The sequence below is a fragment of the Achromobacter sp. D10 genome (genome assembly GCF_035282245.1).
In the GTDB taxonomy this organism is placed as follows: Bacteria; Pseudomonadota; Gammaproteobacteria; order Burkholderiales; family Burkholderiaceae_B; genus Achromobacter; species Achromobacter insolitus.
In genome coordinates, this window is record NZ_JAYJLE010000001.1 from 907,692 (window position 1) to 934,122 (window position 26,431).

The following is a 26,431-nucleotide window of genomic DNA, read 5'->3' on the forward strand; positions in this document are numbered from 1 at the left end:
CGCCGCTTCTCCGGTTGCTGGCGCCGGCGCGGCGGACCGCGCCGGCGCTTTCCCGATGCCGGCCGCGCAAGCGCCGGCAGCCATCGTCAGGCGCGGCTTGGCGTTTCAACCGGAGGCGTGCCGTCGCGGAACAGCGACTTCAGTTGCGAGCGCAGCTCGGGCGTGTCGGCGTGCTTGTGCACCGTGGTGGCATGCTGCACAGCAGCTTCCAGCAGTTCGTTTTCGGAATCCGCCGCCAGCGCCACCGAGCAGTTCATCTCGCTGGGGTACTCGCGGCAATCGATGTATTTGCGAGTCATAAGGGTCTCCCTGCGCGCAGGCGGTCAGTGCCTGCGCAAGAGCATCCGGCGCGCGGCGCGGGACGTCCGGGCCGTTGGCGCGTCGCAGCGGCGGGGGCGGTCTGAAAAGTATAGATCTGGCGCGGCGGTTGCGGCGCAAATCGCCCGCCGTGGCGCGCACTAGTACGAAGGCACTGGTGCGCAGGCGCTTCAGAAGGTGACGCGCTGCTTCAGCGCCTTGGCGATCATCGCGATGTCGATGTCCTTGCCCGGGTTTTTCAGGCAGAAGTCGTACAGCACGGCGACGTAGGCGTTGCCCAGCAGCTTGGTGATGGTGCCTGCGGTGGTGGCGGCGATGGTGCCGCCCACCGCGCTGCCGGCTCCCGGAATGAACTTCAGCAGTCCCGAGACGACCGATCGCCCAATCAGCGTGGCGGCGGACGCGCCCAACGTGGAGGTGACCAGCGTGGTGATGGCGGTGGTGTCCAGTTCCATGCCGAAGGTGATGCCGATCTTGGCGATCATGCCGACCTGGATGGGCACCAGCGCAAAGGCGTCCGAGAATGGAATGGGTGCGGCGGCGGCCGAGGCGGCCAGACCGGCGGCCACGTTGACCTCTATTTCAGCCCGCTTTTTTTTTACTTCCAGGGCTTTCTTGTTGCGCGTGGACAAAGCGTTGGCGTAGGCGCGTTGCTGCGCCTCGGGAATGTGCAGGGCAGTGGCTTCGATCAGGTTGTCCAGCCCCATGGGCGGCAATTCCGCGTCCAGTTCTTCGATCCATTCCGGCAGCGCGCGCACGGCGACCACCTGCTTGGCGCGCGGCAGCAGCTTGCGCGCTTCGTCGACAAAGGGACTGTTCTTGCGCGCCTTGGTGAGCACCGCGACGACGGGGATACCGGCGTTGGACAACATGTCGCACAGTTCGATTTCCGCGTCTTCGACGCGATGGCTGCTGTCCTGGATGCAGAGCCAGGCCACATGCAGATGCCTGTCCTGGTCGTCGGAGGCGGAGCGTTCCTGGATGAGGTCGGCCAGTTGCTGGCGCGAACGCTCGTAGTCGCCCACTTCCAGGCCCCGCGTGTCGATAATGGTGAGCGGGTGGCCGGCGCGGGTGAATTCCTGGGTGCTCTGGGTGACGGGTTTGCCTGCGCCCGTCTTGGCCAGGTCGCCCCGGAACACGGCGTTGATCAGCGTGCTCTTGCCCACGCCTGTCTTGCCCGCAACCAGGATGTTCACGCGGCCCGCGCCGCGCGTGGCGGTGCTGATGGCGTCCGCGATGGCGTCCTGCAACTGGGGCGTGTCCATGCGGGGTGTGCTCATGAGGTATGGGGGAAGAAAGGCATGGGACGATTCTAGCGAGAAATGCGGGCTGCCATCAGACGCCGCCGGTCACGCCGTAAAGATGGCCCGATTCGGGGAACGCCCGCGTCCGGACCTCTCCCGCATAGGTTTGTGCCGCCTGCTGGATGCGGCCCGCCAGATCGTCATAGCGTTTCACGAAGCGCGCCGTGCGTTCGAACATGCCCAGCATGTCGTCCACCACCAGCACCTGGCCGTCGCAGCGGCCCGAGGCACCTATGCCTATGGTCGGGCAGGCGACCGCCTCGGTGATCGAGGCCGCCAGGGGTTCGACCACGCCTTCGATTACCAGAGAGAACGCGCCCGCATTGGCGATTGCCTCGGCATCCGCGGCGATGCGGGCGTACTCGGCTTCACCGCGGCCGCGCGCGCCATAGCCGCCGAGTATGTTCACGGCCTGCGGCGTAAGGCCCACGTGGCCCATGACCGGAATGCCGCGCGCAGACAGGTACGCGACGGTCGGCGCCATGCTCTGGCCGCCTTCCAGCTTGACTGCGCCCGCGCCCGTCTCCTTCATGATGCGCGCCGCCGAACGGAAGGCCTGCTCGGGGCTTTCCTCATAACTGCCGAAGGGCATGTCGACGACGATCAGCGCGCGGCGCGCCCCGCGTACCACTGCGGCGCCGTGCGCGATCATCATGTCCAGCGTGACGGGCACGGTGGAAGGCAGGCCGTAGACCGTCTGCGCCAGGCTGTCGCCCACCAACAGGGCGTCGCAATGCGGATCCAGCAATTCAGCCATGCGCGCCGTGTAGGCCGTCAGCATCACCAGGGGTTCCTGGCGCTTGCGGGCCCGGAAGGCGGGCACCGTCAGGCGGGGCGGGCTGCCCGTAGCCGCGGCGGCGTTCAGGGTGGCGGTCGTAGACATCGAAATCCTTCCTATCCAGGGGTTGCAGTACTTGAATCGGGATATTGCGATACCCGCATCGTAGCGGAAGGCCGGCGCGCGGCCGCAAGGCGTCGTGGACGCAGGCACCAAACGGCCGCTTTTAGTGTGAACAGGCTCTAACCTTTGCCTCAAAACGTAATCGGAATCTGGAGGGCGCATTGCGCCGCGCTCTGTGGAAACTGCGTTCAATGTATTTGGGGACGTTTTGCAGTGTCCGCAAAAGCGTTACATCTTCACGGGTTCTATCGCGTTTTCGGACGAATGCACTGCGTAGAATTTGCCGCTCATCAGGTTATTTCGCGGCTTCCGCGCAACATTGCTCATGCCTAGTCCCGGGCTCATTCCACGCTTGCTGCGTTCTCGCCCGCTGACCAAGGGCCTGCGCTACTTCTATCGGCACACGCGGCCCGCGGCACACCGACACAACGAAACGCTGTGGCCTTTCGTGATCGTGCAGCGTGATTCGCAGGAGCGGCTCGCGGGTTGCGAACTGCGCGGGGTGCAGGGACCTGGGACTACTCCGCTTGAACAGTTGCCGCGCGGCATTGCCGGCGACGCCCACCTGATACTCAGCGGCCCTTCCGTCGCCCAGATCGACTATGCGCGTTGTCGGCTGGACGTGACGATGGGAGTCAATGGCTCGATCGCGCTGCGGCGACAGCATCCGTCCTTGCGCTTCGACTACTACGCGATGCTGGATGCGGGTTTCGTCAACCGCAGGCGCGAGCTGGTGGCGGAAGTGCTGGCGCAGGATTTGACGTTGTTCGTCACACCCGAGGTCTACCGCTGGATCGGCTTTCTGTTCGACAGCAGGGCCGTGCGCTGCCGCATCGCGCTATTCGAGGAAGTGCACCAGCGCGCGCTGCAGCCCCGCGCTCGTCCCGAGGAGCTGGAGGCGCGGCTGGCAGGCGATCCGGAACTGGTGCTGTTTGACGCGCGCAATCCCGTGCATGCGCACGGCTTCAGCCTGGATCCGCCGCGCGGGCTGTTTGGCGGCGGCACCGTTGCCTACACGGGCTTGCAGCTGCTGGCGTGGCTGGGCGCGAAGACCATTTACCTGCACGGCCTGGACCTGACGGCTTCTGCGGGACCCCGATTTTATGAAAGCGCGGCATCGCAGCTATCCACCGCGCTGGACCGGCAATTCTCTGGACACATAGAACCTGCGTTTCGGCAAGCCAGCAAGCTGCTGGGCGAACGCGGGGTCAAGGTCTACAACCTGTCTTCCGTCAGCCGGCTGGGAGACGACGTGTTCGAGAAGCGCGACTGGAGCTGCCTGCTGCCCGCGCAGCAGATTTCGAATGTGACTCTATGAAGATTCTGTACACCAATTTCCACCAAGGCGACGGCGGTGGCCACACCACCTACGTGATGTCTCTGGCGCGCATCCTGTGCGAAAAGTCGCAAGTGACCGTCGCCGCGCCTGCCAGCAGCCGCTTGCTGGCCGAGGCCGCCGCCCTGCCCGGCGTGCGCACGCTGGCCCTGGAGTTCAAGGGCCGTCTGCTGCAGCAGCTGCGCGCGCTGCGCCGCTTGCGCGCATTGTTGCGAGAGGAGCACTTCGACGTGGTCCACGCCAATGGCTCAGCCGATCACCGCCTATGCATGCTGGCAACAGTGGGAATGGGCGCCAAGCGCCCTTTCATGGTCTACACCCAGCATAATGACCGCAGCGCCAACAGCCTGGGTGCGAGGGTCCGCGCCAAATGGGGCACGAACCGCGTCATCTGCGTGTGCAGCCATACATTCCGACGCATGAAGCAGTCCGTCTTTCGCAACGAAGACCTGCGCATGGTCCACAACGGCGTGGATACGGAAAAGTGCAGCCCGGCTTCGCGCCGAGAGGCGACGCAAGCGCGCGACAGCCTGCTTCCCGACGGCATGCAGGGCCGGTTGGTCATCGGCAGCAATGCCGGCACGGCCGTCTACAAGAATTGGCTGGACATGGTGACCGCCGTGTCCATGTTGCCTGAAAGCCAGCGGCGGCAAGTGGTGGTGTTGATCGCGGGCAAGCTGCCGGATGCGGACCAGTTGCGGCGGGTCGCCGAGCTCGGCATGTCGGACCAGGTGGTATTCACCGGGTTGCTGGACGACGTCGGACCCTTCCTGTCGGCGCTGGACGTAGGCTTCGTGCTGTCGTCAAGGCTGGAGACGATATCCTTCGCCTGCCGCGAGATGATGGCGGCCGGCAAGCCCGTGATCGTCAGCGCCGTGGGCGGATTGCCCGAAAACGTCACCGATGGCCGCGATGGCTGGGTGGTGCCGCCGGCTTCGGTGGACAGCCTGGTGCAGGCCTTGTCGAAGATCCTGGAAAACCGCGAGGTCTTGCGCGTCATGGGCGCCGAAGCGCGCAGCACGGCGCTGCGCGAGTTCTCGTTGACGACGTTCGTCGGCAAGACGGAACGCGTCTACCGGGAAAGCGGCGCGCAGCCGGCCTAGCCGCCGCGCCCGGCGTTCACCGCTATTCGCTGTACGTCTTGGTGCTGTACAGGCTGGTGGGCAGCAGGTTCAGCACCGGCAGCCCGCTGACCGAATCTTTGGCCTGTTTGTCGATATAGGCCTGGAGCACGTCGGCGTCCAGCACGCCGATATCCTGCCGGCGCGAGGCCGGAACGTTGGCCAGAGTCTTGTAGCCATCGCCGCCGGTGGCATTGAAGCTCAGCACGAACAGCTTGTAGCTGCGGCTCGCGTCCAGCGGCACCCAGTTGCCGCTGGCCTGGTCCCGGACCTCGACGTTCGACACGCGGTTGCCTTGGGCCTGAGCCGCGTTCACGTCCCAACGCAGGCCGCCAGCATACGGATACGGGCCGGTGGAACCGCCCGCGCCATAGACGGCCTGCATGCCGTCTTCAAGCATGCTCTTGACCTCGGCGCCGGTCACGTCCAGGCGCCAGAGCATGTTGCCGAATGGCACCACCTCGATCACGTTGGCCGCGGTCACGTTGCCCAGCAGCGGCACGCGGACGCCACCCCCGCTTTGCAGCGAGATGTCGGCTCCGCCATAGCTGGCGTTGGCCACGTCCAGGTAGGCCTGGGCCACCAGTTGCTGGATGTCGCCGCCGCGCAGGCTGACGCTGCCCAGGGTGTTGCAGGCCGCGCTGGAGCGGCTGTAGTCGCGCGAACCGGGGCCGCCCGGCACGCGGCGAGAGCATAGCTCCTGCGGCACCGACGCAACCAGGCTGCGGCTGAACTGATCGACCTTGGCCTTGAAAGGTTGCAGCACGGCCATGGACGGCGCGTCCGGCGTCTGCATGCGCAGGAAGCCGCTGGCCTGCACGTCGGCCTGGATCGCGGCTTCGTCGGCTGCCGAGGGCGCGACGCCGGCCACTTTCAGCGGGCCGTCCATCAGTACATGAGGCGTACCCGCGCAGGCGGTGACGTCGCCGTTGGCGTCGAAGCTCACCTTAAGCTCGCCGACTACCTGCGAATACTCCCAGGCCTGCACCAGGCATACACGCTTGCCATCCTTGTCCTGCAGCACGGTGGGGTAGGCGCCTGCGGGCGTGCCCACGCCATAGTCCGCCATGGAGGCGGGACCCAGCAGAGTGTGAGAGTCGCCACCCACGACGACGTCTACGCCGCTCAGTTGCGCAATCACCTGCTTGTCGTAGTCGTAGCCGATGTGGCTCATCACCACGATCTTGTTCACGCCCTGCGCGCGCAGCGCATCGATCTGTTGTTGCGCCGCCGCCGTTTCGTCCGAGAACACGGTGCCGGTGTCCGGGCTGGACGACTGCTGGGTCTTGGCGGCGATGGTCAGGCCGACCAGACCGATGTCCTGGCCGTCGCGCTTCAGGATCACGGCCGGCTTGACCATGCCGGGCGCGCGCGCCGGATTCAGTGCGGAGTTGGCGGCGAACGTGACGTTGGCGCTAAGCACGGGTGTCTGGCAGGCGCCCGTGTGCAGCAGGTCGATGAAGCGCTTCAGGCCGCTATCGCCCTTGTCGAACTCATGGTTACCCAAGGTCATGGCGTCGAAGCAGACCGTGTTCATCATCGCCGCGTCGGCCTCTCCCGGCTCGCCGGCGCGGTTGAAGTACAGCGTGCCGGTGGTGGCGTCGCCCGCGTGCAGCTTGAGGACGTTGGCCGACTGCGCCGCCAGCGCGTTGATCGCGCCGGTCACACGCGGAAAACCGCCGGTATCGGCATTCACGGCGACGCGCGAGCCGGAAGCGGTCTTGAGTTTCAGGTCTTTTTTCTTGCTGTCCAGGTTGGAATGATGATCGTTGATGTGCAGGATCGTCAGTTCCATCGGCCGGCCGGGCGCCGGCTGCTCGGGTTGCTCGACTGGCGTGTCGTCGTCATCGTCACTGCCGCCGCAGCCAGCCAAAAGTGTCAGGGCGCTCAGCATGGCCGCGCCCGCGTTCCTCTTCCACGTGTTCATTCGCGTGTGTCCCTCTGTCATCGGAGGGCGAATGGTCGCGGGTCAAGATGACGCAGAAATGAATGACAGTGCTGTCATGTCGCGTGCGACATGTCGCACGCCTGTCATGCAAACGCAACGGGCCCGGCGCATGCCGCGTCGGGCCCGTGTTTGCTGCTGGGTTCTTAGAAGTGGATGACGGTGCGGATCGATTTTCCTTCGTGCATCAGGTCGAAGGCTTCGTTGATGCGCTCCAGCGGCAGCGTGTGCGTCACGAACGGATCCAGGTCGATCTTGCCGCTCATGGCGTCTTCGACCATGCCGGGCAGTTGCGTGCGGCCCTTCACGCCGCCAAAGGCGGAGCCACGCCAGACGCGGCCGGTAACCAGTTGGAACGGACGGGTGCTGATTTCCTGGCCAGCCCCGGCCACGCCTATGATGATGCTCTCGCCCCAGCCCTTGTGGCAGCATTCCAGCGCGGCGCGCATCACGTGCACGTTGCCGATGCACTCGAAGGAGAAGTCCACGCCGCCGTCCGTCATTTCGACGATGACGTCCTGGATGGGCTTGTCGTAGTCCTTGGGGTTGATGCAGTCGGTGGCGCCCATGGCGCTGGCCAGCACGAACTTGTTGGGGTTGGTGTCCACGGCGATGATGCGGCCGGCCTTGGCCTGCACCGCGCCCTGGATCACGGCCAGGCCGATGCCGCCCAGGCCGAACACGGCGACGGTATCGCCTTCCTTGACCTTGGCGGTGTTATGCACCGCGCCCAGGCCAGTCGTGACGCCGCAGCCCAGCAGGCAGACCTTTTCATGCGGAGCGGCCGGGTTGATCTTGGCCAGTGAGATCTCGTTGACGACCGTGTATTCGCTGAAGGTCGAGCACCCCATGTAGTGGTAGAGCGGCTTGCCTTCGTAGCTGAAGCGCGAGGTGCCGTCGGGCATGACGCCCTTGCCCTGCGTGGCACGCACTTTCTGGCACAGGTTGGTCTTGCCGGACAGGCAGAACTTGCATTCACGGCATTCGGCCGTGTAGAGCGGAATGACGTGGTCGCCCGGTTTCAGCGAGGTGACGCCTTCGCCGACTTCCACCACGACGCCGGCGCCTTCGTGGCCCAGCACTGCGGGGAACAGGCCTTCAGGGTCGTCGCCGCTGAGGGTGAACGCGTCGGTGTGGCAGACGCCGGTGTGCGTGATCTTCACCAGCACTTCGCCGCGTTGCGGCGGCGCGACGTCGATTTCAACGATTTCCAGCGGCTTGCCGGGTCCGAATGCGACTGCTGCGCGTGATTTCATAGCTAGGCTCCACGAATGTCAGGTGGCGTTATTTCAAATAGGAACGGACCAGGCGCATCAGGAGGTCGATCTCCGCTTCGGGCTCGATCCTGGCGTCCTGGCGTCCGCCCTGGGCGGATTGGAGGAAGGTTTCACGGAGATGGCTTTCCAGTACTTCTGCCATCAGGCCGGTGGCGGCGCCGCGCAGGGCGGCCAGCTGCTGCAGCAGCGCGCCGCATTCCGTGCCCTCGTTGACGGCGCGCTCCAGCGCCAGCGCCTGGCCCTGGATGCGGCGCAAGCGCGTGACGACGCGTTTTTTCTCTTCCGGGGAGTGCGGCACGGCGGGCTCCGATAAATACAGGGGGGGAGTATAGAAAATCTGGCTTCCCACGTCCACTACGGTACTCCCATGCAGAAGGCCGTCTGTACCTGTCTATACTAGGCGCTGACCGCCATCCGTCGCCTGGCGCCGCACTACAGGATCTCTCGTGGCCTCCAATCCTCCCAAATTGCCCATTCAAGCCAACGCGCCGCCTGCTCCGCTCTATGCGCAGGTCAAGCAGATGATCGCGCAACAGATCCGCAGCGGCGCGTGGCCGGAACATTACCGGGTGCCGTCGGAAAGCGAACTGGTCGATGAACTCGGCTTCAGCCGCATGACCATCAATCGCGCCCTGCGCGAACTGACGGCTGAAGGGCTGTTGGTGCGCATGCAGGGCGTGGGTACGTTTGTTGCCCAGCCCAAGGCGCGGTCGGCGTTGTTCGCCGTCAATAACATCGCCGATGAGATCGCCGCGCGCAACCACCACCACCACAGCCGCGTGGTCCGCCTGGCCGAGGAGCCCGCAGGGCCCGAACAGGCGCTGGCGCTGGATATCCGCGCCGGGCAGCCGGTGTACCACTCGATCATCGTGCACTACGAAGACGACGTGCCGATCCAGTTGGAAGACCGGTACGTCAATGTGGGCCTGGCGCCCGATTATCTCAAGCAGGACTTCACGCATAGCACGCCATACGAGTATCTGACGCGGGTGGCGCCGCTGAGCGAAGGCGAGCACGTGGTCGAGGCCATTCTGGCCAAGCCACGGGAATGCCAGCTGCTGCAGATCGAGCGCGACGAGCCCTGTCTGCTGATCAGCCGCCGCACGTGGTCTGGCGATCGCGCCGTTACCTTGGCCCGGTTGATCCACCCGGGCTCCCGCCATCGCCTGGAAGGCAAGTTCACCTCATGAAGCAGCCAGTCGTTCATCATTACCGCGCCGCCGACTACCCGCGCATGTCCTGGCGCAATGGCGGGGGCACCACGCAGGAAGTCGCGTGCAATCCCGGCGGCAGCACCGCGTCGTTCGATTGGCGCCTGTCCATCGCGGACGTCGCCCAGGACGGCGGCTTTTCGTCCTTCGCGGGGTATCAGCGCATCATCACCGTGCTGGAGGGCCGAGGCATCCAGCTCACCGTGGACGGTAACCCGCAAGCGCCGCTGGCGCCGCGCCAGGCCTATGCCTTTGCGGGCGATGCGCAAGTGCAGTGCCGCTTGCTGGATGGGCCGATCCGGGACTTCAACCTGATCTATGCGCCCGCGCGCTTCCATGCGCGGCTGCAATGGGTGGCGGGTGCTGCGCCGTGGTCCTTTCATAGCGCCGCGCGCAGTGTGTTGGTGTTGACGGCGGGCGAAGGGCTGGCGGTGCGCATCAATGACACGCTGCATGCGCTGCCCTCGCGCTACGACTGCCTGCATATCGAGGCGTCGGACGGCTTGGCCGAATACAGCCTGCAAGCCCAGGGTGCGCTGGACGCCTGCGTGATCGAACTGTTGCCCCGCAACGCCTGACCCTGCCTGGCCGCCCTGGACGGCCGTCTTCGCCTGCCCTCAAGAAAGCCGGGACGCCAGTCGTCCCGGCTTTTTTTATACGGGAAATCCCTAGGAAAATTTGACTCATACATGCTTGTATATACAAGCATAGGCATCCTATGATGCAGGCATGCGCCGCGCCCGTATCGGGCGCGCAACCGAACCGATCAAGGAGAGTCTCTTGGAACATTCGAACCGATACCGCGACGTGGTCATCCGCGCGCCGCGCGGCACGCAACTGAACGCCAAGAGCTGGCTGACCGAAGCCCCCTTGCGCATGCTGATGAACAACCTGGATCCGGATGTGGCCGAGAATCCCCGGGAACTGGTGGTCTACGGCGGTATCGGCCGCGCTGCCCGCGACTGGGACTGCTACGACAAGATCGTCGAGTCGCTCAAGAACCTGAACGAGGACGAAACCTTGCTGGTGCAGTCGGGCAAGCCCGTGGGTGTCTTCAAGACCCACGCCAACGCGCCGCGCGTACTCATCGCCAACTCCAACCTGGTGCCGCACTGGGCTACCTGGGAGCACTTCAACGAATTGGACGCCAAGGGTCTGGCCATGTATGGCCAGATGACGGCCGGCAGCTGGATCTACATCGGCAGCCAGGGCATTGTGCAAGGCACCTATGAAACCTTTGTCGAAGCAGGCCGCCAGCACTATGACGGCAACCTTAAGGGCCGCTGGGTGCTGACGGCGGGCCTGGGCGGCATGGGCGGGGCGCAGCCGCTGGCCGCCACGCTGGCCGGCGCGTGCTCGCTGAACATCGAATGCCAGCAGGCCAGCATCGACTTCCGCCTGCGCACGCGTTATGTGGATGAACAGGCGCAAGACCTGGACGACGCGCTGGCGCGCATCGCCAAGTACACCAAGGAAGGCCGCGCCGTCTCCATCGCCCTATGCGGCAACGCCGCCGAGATCCTGCCCGAGCTGGTGCGCCGCGGCGTACGTCCCGACATGGTCACGGACCAGACCAGCGCGCATGATCCGCTTAACGGCTATCTGCCGGCCGGCTGGACCTGGCAGGACTACCGCGCGCGCGCCAAGCGCGAACCGGCCGCCGTCATCAAGGCGGCCAAACAGTCGATGGCCGTGCACGTGCAGGCCATGCTGGCCTTTCAGCGGCTGGGCATACCCACCTTCGACTATGGCAACAACATCCGCCAGATGGCCAAGGAAGAAGGCGTGGCGGACGCGTTCGACTTCCCCGGCTTCGTTCCCGCCTACATCCGGCCGCTGTTCTGCCGCGGCGTGGGACCCTTCCGCTGGGCCGCGCTGTCGGGCGACCCGCAAGACATCTACAAGACGGACGCCAAGGTCAAGGAGCTGATCCCCGACGACGCCCACCTGCACCGCTGGCTGGACATGGCGCGCGAGCGCATCAGTTTCCAGGGCCTGCCGGCGCGCATTTGCTGGGTGGGGCTGGGCCAGCGCGCCAAGCTGGGACTGGCATTCAATGAAATGGTCCGCACGGGCGAACTGTCGGCGCCCATCGTCATCGGCCGCGATCATCTGGATTCCGGCTCTGTCGCCAGCCCCAACCGTGAAACCGAATCCATGCGCGACGGCTCGGACGCCGTGTCCGACTGGCCGCTGTTGAACGCGCTGCTGAACACCGCCAGCGGCGCCACCTGGGTGTCGCTGCACCATGGCGGCGGCGTGGGCATGGGCTTCTCGCAGCACGCCGGCATGGTGATCGTATGCGACGGCACGGACGCGGCCGCGGAGCGCATCGCCCGTGTGCTGACCAATGATCCGGGCACGGGCGTCATGCGCCACGCCGATGCCGGATACGAAGCCGCCATCGAATGCGCGAAGGAGCAGGGCCTGAATCTGCCCATGCTTGCCGGCAAGCGTTGAGACGGCGCTGCCAGAACCAGCGGGCGCAGGCGGCGCCCGCGCCCGTCCACACGCCATGATCGAGGCAATGCAATGACCCAGGACAGCGACGCAGTACGGGGGCCGCTCATTGAGCGGCGCTCGATCGATTTCATTCCGGAAGAGGAACGCCACGGCAAGCTCTACAGCCAGTTCACGCTGTGGATGGGCGCCAATCTGCAGATCACCGCCATCATTACCGGAGCGCTGGCGGTAGTGCTGGGCGGAGACGTGTTCTGGTCGCTGATAGGCCTGTTGGTCGGGCAACTCTTCGGCGGAGCCGTCATGGCGCTGCACGCAGCCCAAGGCCCCAAACTGGGGTTGCCGCAGATGATATCGAGCCGGGTGCAGTTCGGCGTCTATGGCGCCGCCATCCCAATTGCGCTGGTGTGCCTGATGTACCTCGGCTTCACGACAACGGGAACGGTGCTGTCGGGCCAGGCCCTGGGCCAGTTGTTCGGCGTGAGCGATACCGCCGGCATCCTGATCTTCGCGGCGGTGATCGTGGCGGCGACGCTGTTTGGCTACCGGATGATCCATATCATCGGCCGGATCGCGACCGTGCTGGGCATCATCGCCTTCTTCTATCTATTCAGCCGCGTGATCACCGTGGGCGACGTCGGCAAGCTGCTGCAGATCCGCCATTTCACCTGGAGTTCCTTCCTGCTGGCGGTGTCCTTGTCGGCGTCCTGGCAGATTGCCTACGGTCCTTACGTGGCGGATTATTCCCGCTACCTCCCGAGCCGGACTTCTTCGCTCAAGACTTTCCTGGCAGTCGGTCTGGGTTCGGTGCTGGGCGCGCAGATCGCGATGGTGCTGGGCGTATTGGCCGCGGCGATGGCGGCGGGCCAGTTCGCCGGGCGCGAGGTCGCCTATATCGTGGGGCTGGGCGGCACGGGAACCATGGCGGCGCTGCTGTATTTCATTATCGCGTTCGGCAAGGTCACGATTTCGACGCTGAACTCCTACGGCAGCTTCATGTGCATCGCGACCATCGCCAGCGGCTTTCGCGGGCATGTGGAGATTTCGCGCCGCCAACGCGCGCTGCTGGTGCTGGTGATCGTTGCGGCGGCGACCTGCGTGGCGCTGATCGGGCAGCATTCCTTCCTTAACGCTTTCAAGTCGTTCATCCTGTTCCTGCTGGCGTTCTTCGTGCCGTGGAGCGCGGTCAATCTGGTGGACTACTACTTCGTGAGCCGCGAACAATACGACGTGCAGGCGCTGTCGGATCCGAACGGCCGCTACGGCCGCTGGAACTGGCCAGGAATTTTGATCTACCTGTTCGGGGTGCTGGTGCAGATGCCCTTCATCTCGACCAAACTCTACACTGGCCCGATGGTCGAGCGGCTGGGCGGTGTGGATATCTCATGGATTATCGGCCTGGTCGTGCCCAGCATCCTTTACTACCTGTTCGCGCGTCGCAATACCCGGCCGCAAGCCCGTGGCGCGTCGCGAACACCCGTATCGGCCGGCACGCGTTGACCCCCAAACCGCCTAGGAGACCCGGAATGGAATTGCATCTGAAACCCGGCAGCATGACGCTGGCCGACCTGCGGCGCGTTTACCAGCAGCCCGTATGCGTCACCCTGGATCCCGCCGCGGCCGGTCCTATCGAGGCCAGCGTGGCCTGCGTCGAGCGCATCATTGCCGAAGGACGCACCGCCTACGGCATCAATACCGGATTCGGTCTGCTGGCGACCACGCGGATCGCGCGCGAGGACCTCGAAGCCCTGCAGAGTTCGCTGGTGCTGTCGCATGCGGCCGGCGTGGGCGAGGCGCTGGACGACGCGATGGTGCGGCTCATCATGGTGCTGAAGATAAACAGCCTGGCCCGGGGATATTCCGGCATTCGCCGCAAAGTCATCGATGCCTTGATCGCCTTGGTGAACGCCGAGGTCTATCCGCATATTCCGCTGAAGGGATCGGTGGGCGCGTCGGGCGATCTGGCGCCATTGGCGCACATGTCCCTGCTGTTGTTGGGCGAGAGCAAGGCGCGCCACCGCGGCGCCTGGCTGCCCGCTCGCGAGGCGCTCGCCCAGGCGGGTCTGGAGCCCCTGACACTGGCTGCCAAAGAGGGGCTGGCGCTGCTTAACGGCACGCAGGTCTCGACCGCCTACGCGCTGCGGGGCCTGTTCGAGGCCGAGGACCTGCTGGCAGCCGCGCTGGTCTGCGGCAGCCTCAGCGTGGAAGCTATGCTGGGTTCGCGCGCGCCTTTCGACGCCCGCATCCATGCCGCGCGCGGCCAGCCGGGCCAGATCGATGTGGCTGCCGTGTATCGCGACCTGCTTACCGAGGACAGCGAGGTCGGCCATTCACACGCAAACTGCGACAAGGTCCAGGATCCCTATTCGCTGCGTTGCCAGCCGCAGGTGATGGGGGCCTGCCTGACGCAGATACGCCATGCGGCACAGGTACTCGAAATCGAATCGAATGCCGTCTCCGACAATCCCCTGGTGTTCGCTGAACAGGGCGACGTGGTCTCCGGCGGTAACTTCCATGCCGAGCCAGTGGCCATGGTGGCCGACAACCTGGCGCTGGCGCTGGCCGAGATCGGAGCATTGTCCGAACGGCGAATTTCACTGATGATGGACAAGCACATGTCGCAGCTGCCGCCGTTCCTGGTGAGCAATGGCGGGGTGAATTCCGGCTTCATGATCGCCCAGGTGACGGCCGCGGCGCTGGCCAGCGACAACAAGGCGCTGGCACACCCCGCCAGCGTGGACAGTCTGCCTACTTCGGCCAATCAGGAGGATCATGTGTCCATGGCTCCCAATGCCGGCAAGCGGCTCTGGCCCATGGCGGAGAACGTGCGCGACATTCTTGCGATCGAGTGGCTGGGCGCTTGCCAGGGCCTGGACTTCCGCCAGGGCCTGAAAACGGCGCCCAAGCTGGAAAGGGCCCGCAGCCTGCTGCGCGAGAAGGTGGCGCATTATGAACGGGACCGCTTCTTCGCACCCGATATCGAAGCCGCGAGCCAGCTCATTGCGGCGCAAGGACTGACGGCGCTGGTGCCGGCGGGCCTGTTGCCCAGTCTTTGAATCCGCCGCGGCGCGCATCAGGAGCAAACGCATGAGACAGGTCTGGCGCAATTGCCATGTCGCCACCATGACAAACGGCAAGTATGCCGTGATCGAACACGCGGCCATCGTGACGCGGGGGGATCGCATCGAGTGGATCGGCCCTGAAGCGCAGACGCCGTCGGCGGACACGGCGCGCGCGCACGATCTTGGCGGTGCCTGGGTCACGCCGGGGTTGATCGACTGCCATACCCATCTGGTATTCGGCGGCAACCGCAGCCAGGAGTTCGAGCAGCGCCTGGAAGGCGTGGACTATGCCACCATCGCCGCGCAAGGAGGTGGCATCGCCAGCACCGTGCGAGCGACTCGCGCCGCCAGCGAGGACGAGCTTTACGACAGCGCGCGCGTAAGGGCGTTGCATCTGATGCGCGACGGCGTGACGACACTGGAAGTGAAGTCCGGCTACGGGCTGGACCTGCCGAACGAACGCAAGATGCTCAGGGTGGCGCGGCGACTGGGACAGACGCTGCCGCTGACGGTCAGCGCGACCTGTCTGGCCGCCCATGCGCTGCCGCCGGAATACGCGGGGCGCGCGGATGACTACATCGAAGAAGTCGCGCGCCACATGTTGCCGGTGCTTGCGGCCGAGGGCCTGGTCGATGCAGTCGATGCATTTTGCGAGCATCTGGCCTTTTCGCCGGAGCAGGTGGAGCGGGTGTTTCGCGCGGCGCGTGGACTGGGCCTGCCCGTGAAGCTGCACGCCGAACAATTGTCGCCGCTACACGGCGCCACGCTGGCGGCACGGTATGGCGCCTGGTCGGCGGATCACCTCGAACACCTGACCGAAAGCGACGTGCTGGCGATGGCGCAGGCCGGCACCGTGGCGGTTTTGCTGCCCGGCGCGTTCTATGCCTTGCGCGAGACACAGTACCCTCCGATAGACCTGTTGCGCCGCCATGGCGTGCCGATCGCGATTTCCAGCGATATGAATCCCGGCACTTCACCCGTGTTGTCTTTGCGGCTCATGCTCAGCATGGCCTGCACGCTGTTCCGGCTGACGCCGGAAGAGGCGTTGGCAGGCGCTACCGCGCACGCGGCGAAGGCGTTGGGCCTGCAGGCCACCCATGGCGTGCTTGAAGCGGGCAAGTACGCGGACTTCGTCGCATGGGACGTGCAGCATCCCTCCGAGCTGGCCTATTGGATAGGCGGAGATTTGCCCAAGCGCGTGATCCGACACGGCGTGGAGGTCGACGCCGTGTCGCTGTTCCGGGGCTAGGGCCCGGGCAGTGCCTAATCCACGTTGTGCGGAGCGCGGGCGCTCGCAGTCGCCTGCGCCGGCTCGGATGCGTCAAAGCGCAGCCGCGAAAAGCTGGCGACGCAGGCCAGCGCGGCGCAGAGGCAGCCCAGCCACAACGCCGCAATCGCTCCGTGCGTGCTGGAAACGTTGAAACAGGCAGCCACCAGGGCCGCGCCCGACGCCTGGCCCAGTAGCCGAACCGTTCCTATCATGCCGCTGGCGCCGCCGGCTCGCGATGCCGGCGCCGACATCATGATGGCGCGCAGGTTGGGCGACTGGAAGAAGCCGAATCCGGCACCGCAAATGGCCATGCGCCAGCAGATGTCCCAGACCGAGGGCGCAGCCGGCATGATCGCGAGCAAGGCCAGGCCCAGCGCCAGCAGCGCCAGGCCCACGCCGCCCAGGGCGCCCGCCGCGTAACGGTCGGACAGCCGCCCCGCTATCGGCGCCATGATCGCCACCACCACGGGCCAGGGCGTGATCAGAAAGCCCGTCTCCACCTGGCTGTAGCCCAGCATGGTCTGTAGCAGGAAAGGCAGCGAAACGAAGGCCAGCGCCTGTGCCGCGAAGGCACAGACGGCGGTGGCGGCGGACAGGGCGAACAAGGGCCGGCGCAGCAGGTCCACGGCCAGGATGGGCGCGGGATGGTCCGCCTGCCGACGCATCAGCAGCCAGAGGCTGGCCGCGGCCACACCCCATTCCAGCGCCACGCGGGTCAGCGGGGCGGCGTGCGCCAGCTCGTTCGAGCCCAGCACGAACAGACCCAGCGTCAAGGCGCATAGCGCCGCCGCCAGGCCGTCAAAGCGATGTGGGGCGCGCACGGTCTCGGGCAGCTTGCGCAGCCCCAGCGCGAAAGCCAGCAGGCCGATGGGCACATTGATCAGGAAAAGCCAGTGCCAGGAGCCCAACAGCAGAATGGCCGAGGCCACGGTTGGGCCCGCTGCGAAAGAGATGCCGACCACCATGGCATTCAGCCCCAGGCCGCGGCCCAACAGCCGTGAAGGATAGATAAAGCGCAGCAGCGCGCCATTGACGCTCATGACGCCGGCCGCGCCCAGGCCTTGCAGCACGCGTGCCGTTACCAGCGCGGGCAGTGACGGCGCGAGACCGCTGGCCAGCGAGGACAGGATGAAAATCGCCAGTCCCACGATATAGACCCGCCGGTGGCCCAGGATCTCACCCAGCGCCGCGGCAGGCAGCAGCCCCGCCACCATCGCCAGCTGATAGCCACTGACGATCCAGATGGATCCCGCATCGCTGGCCTGCAGATCGCGGGCGATCGTGGGCAGCGCGGTATTGGCGATGGCGGTGTCCAGGCTGGCCATGCATAGCGCCAACATGACGGCCAGAAGCGCGCCGGGGCGCTCGGCTGCCGGCAGGCCGACGCCGGCCGGATAGACGGTATGACGGGAGAACGAGAGCATGTGCAGGACCAACAGGGACGAGGCGCCCGGGCAGAGGGCCGGGCGCCGTGACCACTGATTCTAGAACGTGTTAAGAAAGCCGGCCCGCCGGCAATGCCGAGGACCCGCTTTCCTTGCCGGGCGTTTCTCCTTATCCTCCCGCCACTGCGCGGAGCCGGTCCGCGCCAGCGAGGAGTTGTGGAATATGAAACTTGCCGTATCCCTGGGCCGACGCAGGCTTTTGCCGGCGCTCGCGCTGGGCGCCCTGGGAGCCACGGCGGCAGGGCGTCTGCGAGCCGTGCCCTTGACGCGTATTCTGGTCGGTTTCCCTCCCGGGGGCGGCGTGGATATCATCGCCCGCCTGCTGGCGCGCCAGTTGGAGGCCAGCCTGGGAGAAGTCGTGGTGGTAGAGAACCGGCCCGGCGCAGGCGGTCTGCTGGCGGCGCGGGAACTGCTGGCTGCGCGGCCGGACGGCCATACCCTGCTGTTCTCCAACGAACATACGCTGGCCATTGTGCCGCACATCATGGCGGGGGCCGGCTATGCCTCGCCGGATGACTTTGCGGCGGTGGCGCAGGTGACGGACAAGAGTTCCATCGCGCTGGCCGTGAGGGCGGACTCACCGTTGCACAGCCTGCGCGATCTTTCCATGCATGCGGGCGCGTTGTCGGTGGGCGTGCCGGCGCCGGGCAGTGTGCCGGAATTGGTCGTTGAACTGCTGCGCGAGCGTTATGAGGTGGCGGTTACCGCCGTGCGGTATCGCGGCGGCGCGCCGTTGGTAACCGATTTGCAGGCCGGCTACGTGGCGCTGGGCCTGACGTCCCTGGCTGAACTGCTGGAGCAGGCACGCGCAGGACGGTTGCGCGTGCTGGCTGTTTCAGGTCCCGTTCGGCATCCGGAGCTGGCCGATGTCCCTACCTTCGCCGAACAGGGCTTCGCGGGACTGGAGCGGGGCGGCGTGGCCGGCCTGTTTGCGCCGCGTGGCGTGGCGCCGGCCCGTGTCGAGCAATTGCAGCAGCAGGTGGCGCGGGCGCTGGAGTCCGAAGAAGTGCGGGGCCAGTTGCGCCTGCAGGGTTCGCGGGTGAATTTTGGCGATGCCGCCACGCTGGCCCGCAATATGAATGCCATCCATGACGCCTGGGCGGAGCGCGCCGAGGCTTGGCGCGCGCGATCGGGCGCGGGGGATCCTGAGGGCCGGTCGCAGCCGGCCAGCTAGAACGCCTGAAGGGCTGCGCGCTCGCGCAGCAGCGCGGCCAATTCGGCATGGCAGAGACGGACCGCCGCGCGGGCTTGCTGTTCGGGAGCGCGCGTCATCAGGCAGATGCGCCGCGTGAGTTGCGGGCGCTGCAGCGGCACGATGGCCAGGCCGTCCTGGCGTTGTCCTTGCGTGTACAGGCGCGAGATCAGGCCGACGCGCAAGCCAGCTCGCACGAGGCTGTATAGCGTGTCGGTGTAGTTCAGGGTGTCGGTCGCGGCGAGGTCCGAGCCCTGCTGGCGCAGCGTCGCCACGATCATTTCATAGGTGCTGCCGCGCGACAGCACGGCCAGCGGTTCGGCCTTCAGGTCCTGCCACGTCACCGCCTGGCGGCGCGCCAGCCGGTGGGTGTCGGCCAGGACGGCCACCAGGTGGTCCTCGGCCACGAACGCCGCGGCCACGCCGGGCGTAAGTCCGAAGTCCAGGCCCAGGCCGATGTCCAGTTCTCCGTTGCCCAGCGCGGCCATCAGCTCGTCGTTGAGATGGTCGCTGAGGATCAGCACGATTTCGGGATGGCGCAGACGCCACTGCGCCACCACGGGCGCAAGCAAGTGCATGGTGGAGGGGATGCAGCCGATCCGTACCGTTGCGGCTTGCGTGTCCAGCAAGCGCTGCAGGTCTTCAGCGCCCTGCGTGTAGCTATTGAGCAGCCATTCAATCTGGGCACGCGCGGCATGTCCGGCAGGGGTCAAACGCACGTGATGGGTGCTGCGTTCGAACAGCGCCACGCCCATCAGCGTTTCCAGCTCGCGGATGGCTGCCGACAGGGCGGGCTGGCTCAGCGACAGGGCCTCGGCGGCGCGGCTGAAGCTGGCGTGGCGGGCCACTTCCTTGAAACCGCGCAGCTGGCGCAGCGTGGGCTGGCGTGCCGGCGCGGCGCGGCCGTCGGTAATGGGGGGCTTGGTCATAGATTTATCTGATGAATCTATAAAAATATAGCATTTCAGTTATTACCAGGATCTGGTTAGGATGGCGCCGTCGCCCTCCTCCGCGTCGCCCCCTTCGCGCGCGCGCATTTCGTTCCGATCGTTCCTTCCATGCTCAAACGCCTGTTCCTGTCCGTGTCCGCGCTGGCGGCCGCGCTCTGCCTTGCCCCGGCGGCCAGCGCCGACACTTGGCCCGAAGCCCGGCCCCTGACCCTGATCGTGCCGTTCAGCCCGGGCGGCAACGTGGACACGACGGCGCGCCTGGTGGCGCAGAAGCTGTCGGACCGTCTCAAGCAGTCCGTCATCGTCGACAACGTGGCGGGCGCTGGTGGCGTGTTGGGCGTGGCCAAGGCCGTGCACGCCAAGCCGGACGGCTACACGCTGGTCATGGGTTTCGACGGTCCGATCAGCGTGGCGCGGCTGATCAACTCTGCCGTGAAGTACGACGCCGAGACCGACCTGGCGCCAGTGGCCCTGGTGACTACCGCGCCCGTGGTGCTGCTGGCGCGTCCGGGCCTGCCGGTGCAGAACATGGACGAGCTGATTGCGCTGGCCCGCGACAAGCCCGATACGCTGACCTACGCCTCGTCCGGCGTGGGCACCGTGCTGCATCTGGCGATGGAAGTGATGCAGGATCAGGCCAAGGTGAAACTGGTGCACGTACCCTACCGTGGCGGTGCGCAGATCACCAATGACGTCATGGGCGGGCAGGTCGACCTGGGCCTGCTGGTTACCACCAGCGCCACGCCTTTGGTGCAGCAGAAGAAACTGCATGCGCTGGGCGTGACCTCGGCCGCGCGCGTCGATACGTTGCCGCAGGTGCAGGCGTTCGGCGAGACGCCGGCGCTCAAGGGCTTTGAATTGAACACCTGGACCGGCGTGTTCGTGCCTGCAGGCACCGATCCCGCCGTGGTCCAGCGGCTGAACCAGGAGTTGAACGCGGTGCTGCGGATGGACGAGGTGCAAAAGCGCCTGGCCGAAGGCGGCGCCATTCCCGGGCAGGGCTCGCCGCAGGATTTCGCCGCTTTCCTGAAGAAGGAAAAAGCCTTGTACGCGCACATCGTGAAAAGCGCCAACATTCAGCAGGAATAGGCCTGCCGATTGCAGGAAGCCATGCCATGAATACATCCGCCCGCGGCCCCGTGCTGCCAGAGATCCAGGCCATCCAGGACGAGATGGTGGCGTTGCGCCACCGCATCCACGCCAACCCCGAGCTGGCCTATCAGGAGGTCGCCACGGCCGAGCTGGTCGCCGAAAGACTGGCTGCCTGGGGCTACGAGGTGCATCGTGGCCTGGGCGTGACCGGCGTGGTGGGCACCTTGCGCCGCGGCAGCGGCGCGCGCCGGCTGGGCCTGCGCGCCGATATGGACGCCTTGCCCATCCATGAGACCACCGGCCTGCCCTACGCCAGCCAGAATCCCGGCAAGATGCACGCCTGCGGCCACGATGGCCACACGGCCACCCTGCTTGCCGCGGCGCGCGCGCTGGCCGAACGCGGCCGTTTCGACGGTACCGTGCACCTGATCTTCCAGCCGGCCGAAGAAGGCCAGGGCGGCGCGCAGCGGATGATCGCCGATGGTTTGTTCGAGCGTTTTCCGTGTGACGCGGTCTATAGCTTTCACAATGAGCCGGGTTATCCGGCGGGTCACTTCGGCTTTCGCTCCGGCGTGATGTACAGCTCGTCCGACACGGTCATCCTGACCGTCAGCGGCGTCGGCGGCCATGGCGCCATGCCGCATGTGGCGGTGGATCCCATCGTGGCCGCGGCCAGCATCGTGCTGGCCCTGCAGACCATTGTGTCGCGCGAGATCGATCCCAATGACATGGCGGTGGTGACCATCGGCGCCATCCACGGCGGCGACGCGCCCAACGTGATTCCGAAGACGGTTGAATTGCGCTTGACGGTGCGGGCGCGCCGCCCCGAGACGCGCGCGCTGCTGCGCGAGCGCATCACCGCGATCGCCACCGCGCAGGCCGCGGTGCATCGCGCCAGCGTCAACGTGGACTACCGCTGGCGCTATCCGCCGGTCGTCAACGACCGCGACGCCACGCAATTCGCGGCCGAGGTCGCGCGCGGCTGGCTTGGCGAGCACCTGTTGATCCCTGAGCTGGAACCGCTGCAGGCCAGCGACGATTTCGCCTTCATGCTGGAGGAAGTGCCGGGCAGCTACTTCATCGTCGGCAATGGCGAGGGCGAAGGCGGCTGCATGGTGCACAACCCCGACTACGATTTCAACGACGACATCCTGCCGGTCACGGCAAGCTATTGGGTGACGCTGGCGGAAGCCTATCTGGCTTCCGGCGCGCGCTGACCGGCTGCCGCTTTTTTCCGCGACGCATGACTGCCTCACACGACCTGACCGCCGCCGGCGCGCCGGCTTTCGACGCCACCACCGATTACTGGCAGGAGATCGTCAGCGCCGAGACGCTGGCGCTCCCGGTCGATCCGCCCTATTCCCGCGGCTATCCGGCACGGCTGCCGGACGGCCGCTACCTGGTGCTTCCGTTGCGCGCCGTGCCGGGCGATCCGCAGCGCTGCGTCGCCTCATTGATCGCCAACCATGCGAGCCTGGAGGTGGTCGATGCGCTGGCGGGCTTTATGGCAGAGCGGGCGCGCGCCTTCCAGGCAGAGGTTGTCGTGGGCCTGCCCACCCTGGGGCTGGCTTTCGCGCCCCTGGTCGCGCGGGGCCTGGGTTTTACGCGCTACGTGCCCTTCGGCTATTCGCGCAAATACTGGTACGACGAACGCCTGGCCGTGCCGGTGAAGTCGCTCACCACGCCGGATACCGGCAAACTGCTGTATGTGGATCCCAACCTCGCGCAAAGCCTGGCAGGGCGCCGCGTGCTGGTGGTGGACGATGCCGTCAGCACGGGGCAGACGATGCTGTCCGCGCTGGAGTTGCTGGCGCGCTGCGGCGCCGAGGTGGCGGGCATTGTCGTGGCCATGTGCCAGGGCACGCGGTGGCGCGAGCGGCTGATGCGCGCGGACGGCACGCCGATACCGGTGGCTTGCGCGTTCGAGTCGCCGCGCATGCGCCGCACGCCTGGGGGCTGGGTGCCGGAGGCGGCGGCCTGAAGCGGTCGCGTCCGGCGGCACGGGTGCTTGCCTGCTAGAGGGACTCCGGATCGCGGCGCAGCGAAAAGCCCTGTGCTTCGTTCATGGCCAGGTAACTGACGTTGCGCGACACGACCGGCGGCTTGTCGCCAGCATGCAGCGCGCGCACCTTGTCCAGCACCATCTTGTCCTCCAGCGTCATGCGGTCGATCATGCGCAGGTACTGCATCCAGCTTTCCACCAGGAACACCTCGCGCCAGACACCCTCGCGCTCCAGGTCGCGGAACAGCTGCCATTGCTGCGCGCCGTTGCGCAGCCGCATGAGGCGCAGCGGACGCGCCGCCCCGATCAGCGCGGACAGCTTTTCCTTTTCGATCAGGTATTCCACCGCGACCAGCACGGCGCCGTGCTGGGTGTTGAAACCTACTGCCGCCATCGCCGGTTCGGTGGCGTCGGCGCGCGCAAGCGAGGAAGTGTCCAAATGTTCGGGCAGGCGCGAGCGATACATGAGCGCGACCGTTATGCCCAGGGTGATTCCGGCGGCGGCCAGGGCGCCGGACACCCCCATGGTGCTCGCGAAATGGCCCCACATGAAGGAGCCGGCGGCCAGGCCGCCGAAGATGGCCGTCTGGTACAGCGCCAGCGCGCGCGCCTTGACCCAGTCCGGCACCAGCATCTGGACGGTGGTGTTGTAGGTGGCCAGCACGCCGATCCAGCAGCTGCCGGAAATCAGCAGCGCCGGGAACGCCAGCCACAGGGTGTCGGTCAGTCCCAGGGCCAGCAGGCACGCGGCCAGGAGGCCGGCCGCGACACTGATCAGGCCGCCCGCGCCCAAGGTGGTTTGCACCCGGCGCACGACGGCGCTGCCCAGGATGGCGCCCAGCCCAAGCGCGCCCAGCATGTAGCCATACAGCAGGGCGCTGCCGCCTTCATGCTCGTGCGCCAGCAAGGGCAACAGTGCCCACAGCGCGCTGGCCGACAGCCCGAAGGCGAAAGAGCGCAGCATGACGACGCGGGTAACGGTGGAGTGCTGGGTATAGCGCAGCGCCGCCACCACGCCCTCAAGAATGCCCTCGGGAGGCAGGCGACGCACGGGCAGGTCGCGCTTCCAGCGCCAGATCGCCCATATGAGGCCGCCGTAGCAGAAGCAGTTAAGCAGGAACACCCAGGGCGCGCCCATGGCGCCCAGCAGCAGGCCGCCGATGGCCGGACCGACCGCGCGCGCCACGTTGAAGTTGACGCTGTTCAGCAGCACCGCGCTGCCGACGTGGGCGCGCGGCACCTGCTCGCCCACCGCGGCCTGCCAGGCCGGGGTGACGATGGCGCTGCCGATGGCGATGCAGAAGACGGATGCAATGAGCGTAATGGGATGCAGCAGTCCGGCGAAGGCGAGGATGGTGATGAATACGCCGCCTGAAAGCTCCAGCAGCATCCCGGTAAGCATGACCTTGCGGCGATCGTAATTGTCAGCCAGGACGCCGGTCAGGATGGACAACGCCACCAGCGGAAAGGCGGCAGCCACCTGGATCATGGCAACCATCAGGGGGCTGCTTTGTTCGGTCGTGATGATCCAGGCGGCGGCGACGGATTGCGCCCACGTGCCCAGGTTGGCGAACAGGTTCGCGATCCAGATGATGCGGAAGGCGGGAAACGCGAAGGGAGAGAGCGTGCTTACTCGCAGCACGGGGGCGGCCGGCGCGTCGGCGGGCAGATCGTTGTTGGCCGAGACGGGTTGCAGCATGGAATTCTTCCGGCGCGCCGGGTGGGCGCTCCTGTCGGGCGTAGTCTGGGTCGGGTAATGGTACGCCTAAGCCGCCGATCGATGGGAGCGCGTAAGCCCCTGGCGGCCGCGCCGCCAGGGGCTATTGCCGGCCGGAACCTACTGCTTGGCGGGCGCGGCCGGCGCCGGGGCGGGCGGATAGGCCTGGTTGAGATATTCGACGATCAGCGGGACCTGGTCGGCGGGTATCGGCGCCCCGTAGGTGCCCACCATCTTCTTGACCTCGGCGTCCCAGAAACCCGCTGGCATGGGCGGTTGGGACGATACATAGTCCACCGAATGGCACATCAGGCACAGGGCCGCGTGCTGGGCGCCCGCGCCGGTGCCGGGGTGCAGCGTGGCGGTCTCCTGGGGCAGCTTGATCTCCAACGCCTGCGCGGCGGGAGCCAGGCAGGCGAGTGCCAGCGAGAGCGCCGGCAGGCAGCGACGGAAATGGCGGTTCATGGCGCTCTCCTCAGGCGGCGGTGACACGGACGGCTTCGACCACGTTGCGCATATAGCCAGCCGGGTTCCACAGCGGATCCAGGGGCTGCGTGTCGCCAGCCGTGTTGGTGGCGCGGACTTTCAGCATGTAGTCGCCGGCGGCCTTGGGCGTGAATTCGGCGTGCCATTCGCGGAAGGAGTAGCGGCCCAGATCCTTGCCCAGTTTGGCAGCGTGCCAGGTCTTCCCGTCGTCGGACGAAAACTGCACCTCGCGTATGCCCTTTCCGCCGTCGAAGGCGATGCCGCGCACCTGCACCGTCTTGCCGCGGGCGACGCGCGCGCCTTCGTCCAGGCTGGTGATGAAGCTGCGCACGTTGTAGCGGCCGATCGGGCGCGTCTTTTCCGGCGCCTTGCCCGGCGGCGTGCAGGCGCAATCGTTGTCAGGAATGCGGTAGGCCTTCTGCATCCAGAAGCCGTCGAATTCCTTGTCCAGCACCTTGATGTCGGCCAGATGTTTGACCCAGTAGGTGCCGTAGTACCCCGGCACCACCAGCCGTACAGGATAGCCATTGAGCATGGGCAGGTCGGCGCCGTTCATGGCATAGGCAAGCATGACTTCGCCGTCCAGGGCATGGGCGGCATCCAGCGCCTTGACGAACTCTGGTGTGCCGGGCAGCACCGGGCGGTCCAGGCCTTCGAAAGTGACTTGGCGCGCGTTGGCGCGGATGCCGGCCTTTTCCAGTACGCGCTTGAGCGGAATGCCCAGCCAGCGGGCATTGCCCATGGCGCCGTTGCCCAGTTGCCCGCCGCCCACGCGCGGCGCGAAAAAGCCGCGACTGTTGCCCGAGCACTGGGTGACCGCCACCAGTTCCACCGGTTTGCCGAACTGCTGCTTCAGGTCGGCCAGAGACAGCTCCAGGGGCTTGTCCACCAGTCCGCTCACTTTGATGCGGTAGGTGTTCAGGTCGATATTGGTGGGGATATTGCCCAGGTGATAGCGCACGAAGAAGGCGTCGTTGGGCGTGATGATGTTTTCGTTGAAGACGGAGAACGGCGTTTCCAGTTGCGGCGGGCGCGAAGTCTGGCGGATCAGGGGCCGTTTTTGCGGATAGGCGATCAGGTCGCGCTCGCCATTGGCGAAGGGCAGTGTGACGGTGGCCGGGGCCGCGAGGCTGGTCAGCGCATGGCCAGCCAGTGTGCCGGTGGCGCCCAGGGTACAGGCCTGGCGCAGGAAGCGTCGGCGCCCATTGGGGTCGAATGTGCTCATCTTGGTGTCTCCTCGTTCTTGTCAGCGCCCTGCCCCCGGCGCATTCAGACGAGACTACGCGCCGTGGCCTGACAAATGCGTTAACGTCCGCGCTGCCCGTTCCACTTTCCGCGTTTT

At 66.3% G+C, this 26,431-nt stretch carries 23 protein-coding genes; 12 read left to right on the plus strand and 11 right to left on the minus strand.

Features of this window, described 5'->3' with window-relative positions:
* Positions 1-86: 86 nt before the first annotated feature.
* The 3 genes from VCS63_RS04345 to panB all read right to left on the minus strand — a co-directional run bounded on the left by VCS63_RS04345 (position 87) and on the right by panB (position 2,505).
* Positions 87-299 carry a DUF1059 domain-containing protein gene (locus VCS63_RS04345; RefSeq protein ID WP_042795650.1) on the minus strand — a complete coding sequence of 71 codons (213 nt, stop codon included), beginning with the start codon at positions 297-299 and terminating at the stop codon, positions 87-89.
* Between the two features lie 189 nt (positions 300-488).
* On the minus strand, positions 489-1,598 hold the full coding sequence (locus VCS63_RS04350; RefSeq protein WP_063639249.1) for a YcjF family protein: 1,110 nt from the start codon (positions 1,596-1,598) through the stop codon (positions 489-491).
* Between the two features lie 55 nt (positions 1,599-1,653).
* Positions 1,654-2,505 carry a 3-methyl-2-oxobutanoate hydroxymethyltransferase gene (panB, locus tag VCS63_RS04355; RefSeq protein WP_042795648.1) on the minus strand — a complete coding sequence of 284 codons (852 nt, stop codon included), beginning with the start codon at positions 2,503-2,505 and terminating at the stop codon, positions 1,654-1,656.
* A 343-nt stretch (positions 2,506-2,848) separates the two neighbouring features.
* On the opposite strand from panB, the gene VCS63_RS04360 reads away from it, so the two are divergent.
* Complete coding sequence (locus VCS63_RS04360) at positions 2,849-3,841, plus strand: hypothetical protein (protein ID WP_323878565.1); 993 nt, start codon at positions 2,849-2,851, stop codon at positions 3,839-3,841.
* Positions 3,838-4,962 (plus strand): glycosyltransferase family 4 protein, encoded by a 1,125-nt coding sequence (locus VCS63_RS04365; protein ID WP_042795645.1) that lies wholly within the window; start codon positions 3,838-3,840, stop codon positions 4,960-4,962. The genes VCS63_RS04360 and VCS63_RS04365 overlap by 4 nt, the downstream gene beginning before the upstream one ends.
* 22 nt (positions 4,963-4,984) lie before the next feature.
* Here the strand turns inward: VCS63_RS04365 and VCS63_RS04370 are convergent, their stop codons facing one another.
* The 3 genes from VCS63_RS04370 to VCS63_RS04380 all read right to left on the minus strand — a co-directional run bounded on the left by VCS63_RS04370 (position 4,985) and on the right by VCS63_RS04380 (position 8,500).
* On the minus strand, positions 4,985-6,907 hold the full coding sequence (locus tag VCS63_RS04370) for a bifunctional metallophosphatase/5'-nucleotidase (protein ID WP_323878567.1): 1,923 nt from the start codon (positions 6,905-6,907) through the stop codon (positions 4,985-4,987).
* A 164-nt stretch (positions 6,908-7,071) separates the two neighbouring features.
* Entirely contained in the window at positions 7,072-8,181 is a 1,110-nt protein-coding gene (locus tag VCS63_RS04375; protein ID WP_042795643.1) for an S-(hydroxymethyl)glutathione dehydrogenase/class III alcohol dehydrogenase, read from the minus strand.
* Between the two features lie 28 nt (positions 8,182-8,209).
* Entirely contained in the window at positions 8,210-8,500 is a 291-nt protein-coding gene (locus tag VCS63_RS04380) for a metal-sensing transcriptional repressor (protein WP_042797446.1), read from the minus strand.
* Positions 8,501-8,648: 148 nt separating this feature from the next.
* On the opposite strand from VCS63_RS04380, the gene hutC reads away from it, so the two are divergent.
* From hutC to hutI, 6 genes are all read left to right on the plus strand, one after another.
* A complete protein-coding gene (hutC, locus tag VCS63_RS04385; protein ID WP_190278631.1) occupies positions 8,649-9,392 on the plus strand; it encodes a histidine utilization repressor in 744 nt (247 codons plus the stop codon).
* Positions 9,389-9,991 carry a HutD family protein gene (locus tag VCS63_RS04390; RefSeq protein WP_323878570.1) on the plus strand — a complete coding sequence of 201 codons (603 nt, stop codon included), beginning with the start codon at positions 9,389-9,391 and terminating at the stop codon, positions 9,989-9,991. Before hutC ends, VCS63_RS04390 begins: the two co-directional genes overlap by 4 nt.
* A 151-nt stretch (positions 9,992-10,142) precedes the next feature.
* Positions 10,143-11,873: a urocanate hydratase gene (hutU, locus tag VCS63_RS04395; RefSeq protein WP_372341480.1), complete on the plus strand. Its 1,731-nt coding sequence runs from the start codon at positions 10,143-10,145 to the stop codon at positions 11,871-11,873.
* A gap of 72 nt (positions 11,874-11,945) precedes the next feature.
* A complete protein-coding gene (locus VCS63_RS04400) occupies positions 11,946-13,373 on the plus strand; it encodes a cytosine permease (RefSeq protein ID WP_323878573.1) in 1,428 nt (475 codons plus the stop codon).
* A 26-nt stretch (positions 13,374-13,399) separates the two neighbouring features.
* Positions 13,400-14,929 (plus strand): histidine ammonia-lyase, encoded by a 1,530-nt coding sequence (gene hutH / locus VCS63_RS04405; RefSeq protein WP_042795640.1) that lies wholly within the window; start codon positions 13,400-13,402, stop codon positions 14,927-14,929.
* A 31-nt stretch (positions 14,930-14,960) separates the two neighbouring features.
* Positions 14,961-16,184 (plus strand): imidazolonepropionase, encoded by a 1,224-nt coding sequence (gene hutI, locus VCS63_RS04410; RefSeq protein ID WP_175198590.1) that lies wholly within the window; start codon positions 14,961-14,963, stop codon positions 16,182-16,184.
* A 14-nt stretch (positions 16,185-16,198) separates the two neighbouring features.
* Here the strand turns inward: hutI and VCS63_RS04415 are convergent, their stop codons facing one another.
* Positions 16,199-17,629: an MFS transporter gene (locus tag VCS63_RS04415; RefSeq protein ID WP_063961330.1), complete on the minus strand. Its 1,431-nt coding sequence runs from the start codon at positions 17,627-17,629 to the stop codon at positions 16,199-16,201.
* A gap of 184 nt (positions 17,630-17,813) precedes the next feature.
* Between VCS63_RS04415 and VCS63_RS04420 the strand changes: the two genes are divergently transcribed.
* Positions 17,814-18,824, plus strand: coding sequence for a tripartite tricarboxylate transporter substrate-binding protein (locus tag VCS63_RS04420; protein WP_175200493.1), 1,011 nt, complete (start codon positions 17,814-17,816; stop codon positions 18,822-18,824).
* Here the strand turns inward: VCS63_RS04420 and VCS63_RS04425 are convergent.
* Positions 18,821-19,771, minus strand: a complete 951-nt coding sequence (locus VCS63_RS04425; RefSeq protein WP_104653894.1) for a LysR family transcriptional regulator — start codon at positions 19,769-19,771, stop codon at positions 18,821-18,823. The two genes, VCS63_RS04420 and VCS63_RS04425, sit on opposite strands and share 4 nt — an antisense overlap.
* Before the next feature lie 129 nt (positions 19,772-19,900).
* On the opposite strand from VCS63_RS04425, the gene VCS63_RS04430 reads away from it, so the two are divergent.
* Genes VCS63_RS04430 through VCS63_RS04440 form a run of 3 tightly spaced genes read left to right on the plus strand, consistent with a single transcriptional unit; the run spans position 19,901 to position 22,865 of the window.
* Positions 19,901-20,881 carry a Bug family tripartite tricarboxylate transporter substrate binding protein gene (locus tag VCS63_RS04430; protein ID WP_063639259.1) on the plus strand — a complete coding sequence of 327 codons (981 nt, stop codon included), beginning with the start codon at positions 19,901-19,903 and terminating at the stop codon, positions 20,879-20,881.
* 26 nt (positions 20,882-20,907) lie between these two features.
* The gene (locus VCS63_RS04435) at positions 20,908-22,101 is read left to right on the plus strand and encodes a M20 aminoacylase family protein (RefSeq protein ID WP_063639260.1); all 1,194 of its coding nucleotides are present in this window, start codon (positions 20,908-20,910) and stop codon (positions 22,099-22,101) included.
* Positions 22,102-22,127: 26 nt separating this feature from the next.
* Positions 22,128-22,865 carry a phosphoribosyltransferase gene (locus VCS63_RS04440; RefSeq protein ID WP_063639261.1) on the plus strand — a complete coding sequence of 246 codons (738 nt, stop codon included), beginning with the start codon at positions 22,128-22,130 and terminating at the stop codon, positions 22,863-22,865.
* A gap of 34 nt (positions 22,866-22,899) precedes the next feature.
* On the opposite strand, the gene VCS63_RS04445 is transcribed toward VCS63_RS04440, so the two are convergent.
* From VCS63_RS04445 to VCS63_RS04455, 3 genes are all read right to left on the minus strand, one after another.
* Positions 22,900-24,585, minus strand: coding sequence for an MFS transporter (locus VCS63_RS04445; protein ID WP_149063499.1), 1,686 nt, complete (start codon positions 24,583-24,585; stop codon positions 22,900-22,902).
* 138 nt (positions 24,586-24,723) lie between these two features.
* Positions 24,724-25,068 (minus strand): hypothetical protein, encoded by a 345-nt coding sequence (locus tag VCS63_RS04450; RefSeq protein WP_042795634.1) that lies wholly within the window; start codon positions 25,066-25,068, stop codon positions 24,724-24,726.
* Between the two features lie 10 nt (positions 25,069-25,078).
* Positions 25,079-26,314 (minus strand): molybdopterin-dependent oxidoreductase, encoded by a 1,236-nt coding sequence (locus VCS63_RS04455; RefSeq protein WP_042795632.1) that lies wholly within the window; start codon positions 26,312-26,314, stop codon positions 25,079-25,081.
* Positions 26,315-26,431: the final 117 nt, after the last annotated feature.

What these genes read in the sequence shown, in the direction of transcription:
- VCS63_RS04345 (WP_042795650.1), bottom strand. Translation starts at nt 299, where the DNA reads ATGACTCGCAAATACATCGATTGCCGCGAGTACCCCAGCGAGATGAAC.
- VCS63_RS04350 (WP_063639249.1), bottom strand. Translation starts at nt 1,598, where the DNA reads ATGAGCACACCCCGCATGGACACGCCCCAGTTGCAGGACGCCATCGCG.
- panB (WP_042795648.1), bottom strand. Translation starts at nt 2,505, where the DNA reads ATGTCTACGACCGCCACCCTGAACGCCGCCGCGGCTACGGGCAGCCCG.
- VCS63_RS04360 (WP_323878565.1), top strand. Translation starts at nt 2,849, where the DNA reads ATGCCTAGTCCCGGGCTCATTCCACGCTTGCTGCGTTCTCGCCCGCTG.
- VCS63_RS04365 (WP_042795645.1), top strand. Translation starts at nt 3,838, where the DNA reads ATGAAGATTCTGTACACCAATTTCCACCAAGGCGACGGCGGTGGCCAC.
- VCS63_RS04370 (WP_323878567.1), bottom strand. Translation starts at nt 6,907, where the DNA reads ATGAACACGTGGAAGAGGAACGCGGGCGCGGCCATGCTGAGCGCCCTG.
- VCS63_RS04375 (WP_042795643.1), bottom strand. Translation starts at nt 8,181, where the DNA reads ATGAAATCACGCGCAGCAGTCGCATTCGGACCCGGCAAGCCGCTGGAA.
- VCS63_RS04390 (WP_323878570.1), top strand. Translation starts at nt 9,389, where the DNA reads ATGAAGCAGCCAGTCGTTCATCATTACCGCGCCGCCGACTACCCGCGC.
- hutU (WP_372341480.1), top strand. Translation starts at nt 10,143, where the DNA reads ATGCGCCGCGCCCGTATCGGGCGCGCAACCGAACCGATCAAGGAGAGT.
- VCS63_RS04400 (WP_323878573.1), top strand. Translation starts at nt 11,946, where the DNA reads ATGACCCAGGACAGCGACGCAGTACGGGGGCCGCTCATTGAGCGGCGC.
- hutH (WP_042795640.1), top strand. Translation starts at nt 13,400, where the DNA reads ATGGAATTGCATCTGAAACCCGGCAGCATGACGCTGGCCGACCTGCGG.
- hutI (WP_175198590.1), top strand. Translation starts at nt 14,961, where the DNA reads ATGAGACAGGTCTGGCGCAATTGCCATGTCGCCACCATGACAAACGGC.
- VCS63_RS04415 (WP_063961330.1), bottom strand. Translation starts at nt 17,629, where the DNA reads ATGCTCTCGTTCTCCCGTCATACCGTCTATCCGGCCGGCGTCGGCCTG.
- VCS63_RS04420 (WP_175200493.1), top strand. Translation starts at nt 17,814, where the DNA reads ATGAAACTTGCCGTATCCCTGGGCCGACGCAGGCTTTTGCCGGCGCTC.
- VCS63_RS04425 (WP_104653894.1), bottom strand. Translation starts at nt 19,771, where the DNA reads ATGACCAAGCCCCCCATTACCGACGGCCGCGCCGCGCCGGCACGCCAG.
- VCS63_RS04430 (WP_063639259.1), top strand. Translation starts at nt 19,901, where the DNA reads ATGCTCAAACGCCTGTTCCTGTCCGTGTCCGCGCTGGCGGCCGCGCTC.
- VCS63_RS04435 (WP_063639260.1), top strand. Translation starts at nt 20,908, where the DNA reads ATGAATACATCCGCCCGCGGCCCCGTGCTGCCAGAGATCCAGGCCATC.
- VCS63_RS04440 (WP_063639261.1), top strand. Translation starts at nt 22,128, where the DNA reads ATGACTGCCTCACACGACCTGACCGCCGCCGGCGCGCCGGCTTTCGAC.
- VCS63_RS04445 (WP_149063499.1), bottom strand. Translation starts at nt 24,585, where the DNA reads ATGCTGCAACCCGTCTCGGCCAACAACGATCTGCCCGCCGACGCGCCG.
- VCS63_RS04450 (WP_042795634.1), bottom strand. Translation starts at nt 25,068, where the DNA reads ATGAACCGCCATTTCCGTCGCTGCCTGCCGGCGCTCTCGCTGGCACTC.
- VCS63_RS04455 (WP_042795632.1), bottom strand. Translation starts at nt 26,314, where the DNA reads ATGAGCACATTCGACCCCAATGGGCGCCGACGCTTCCTGCGCCAGGCC.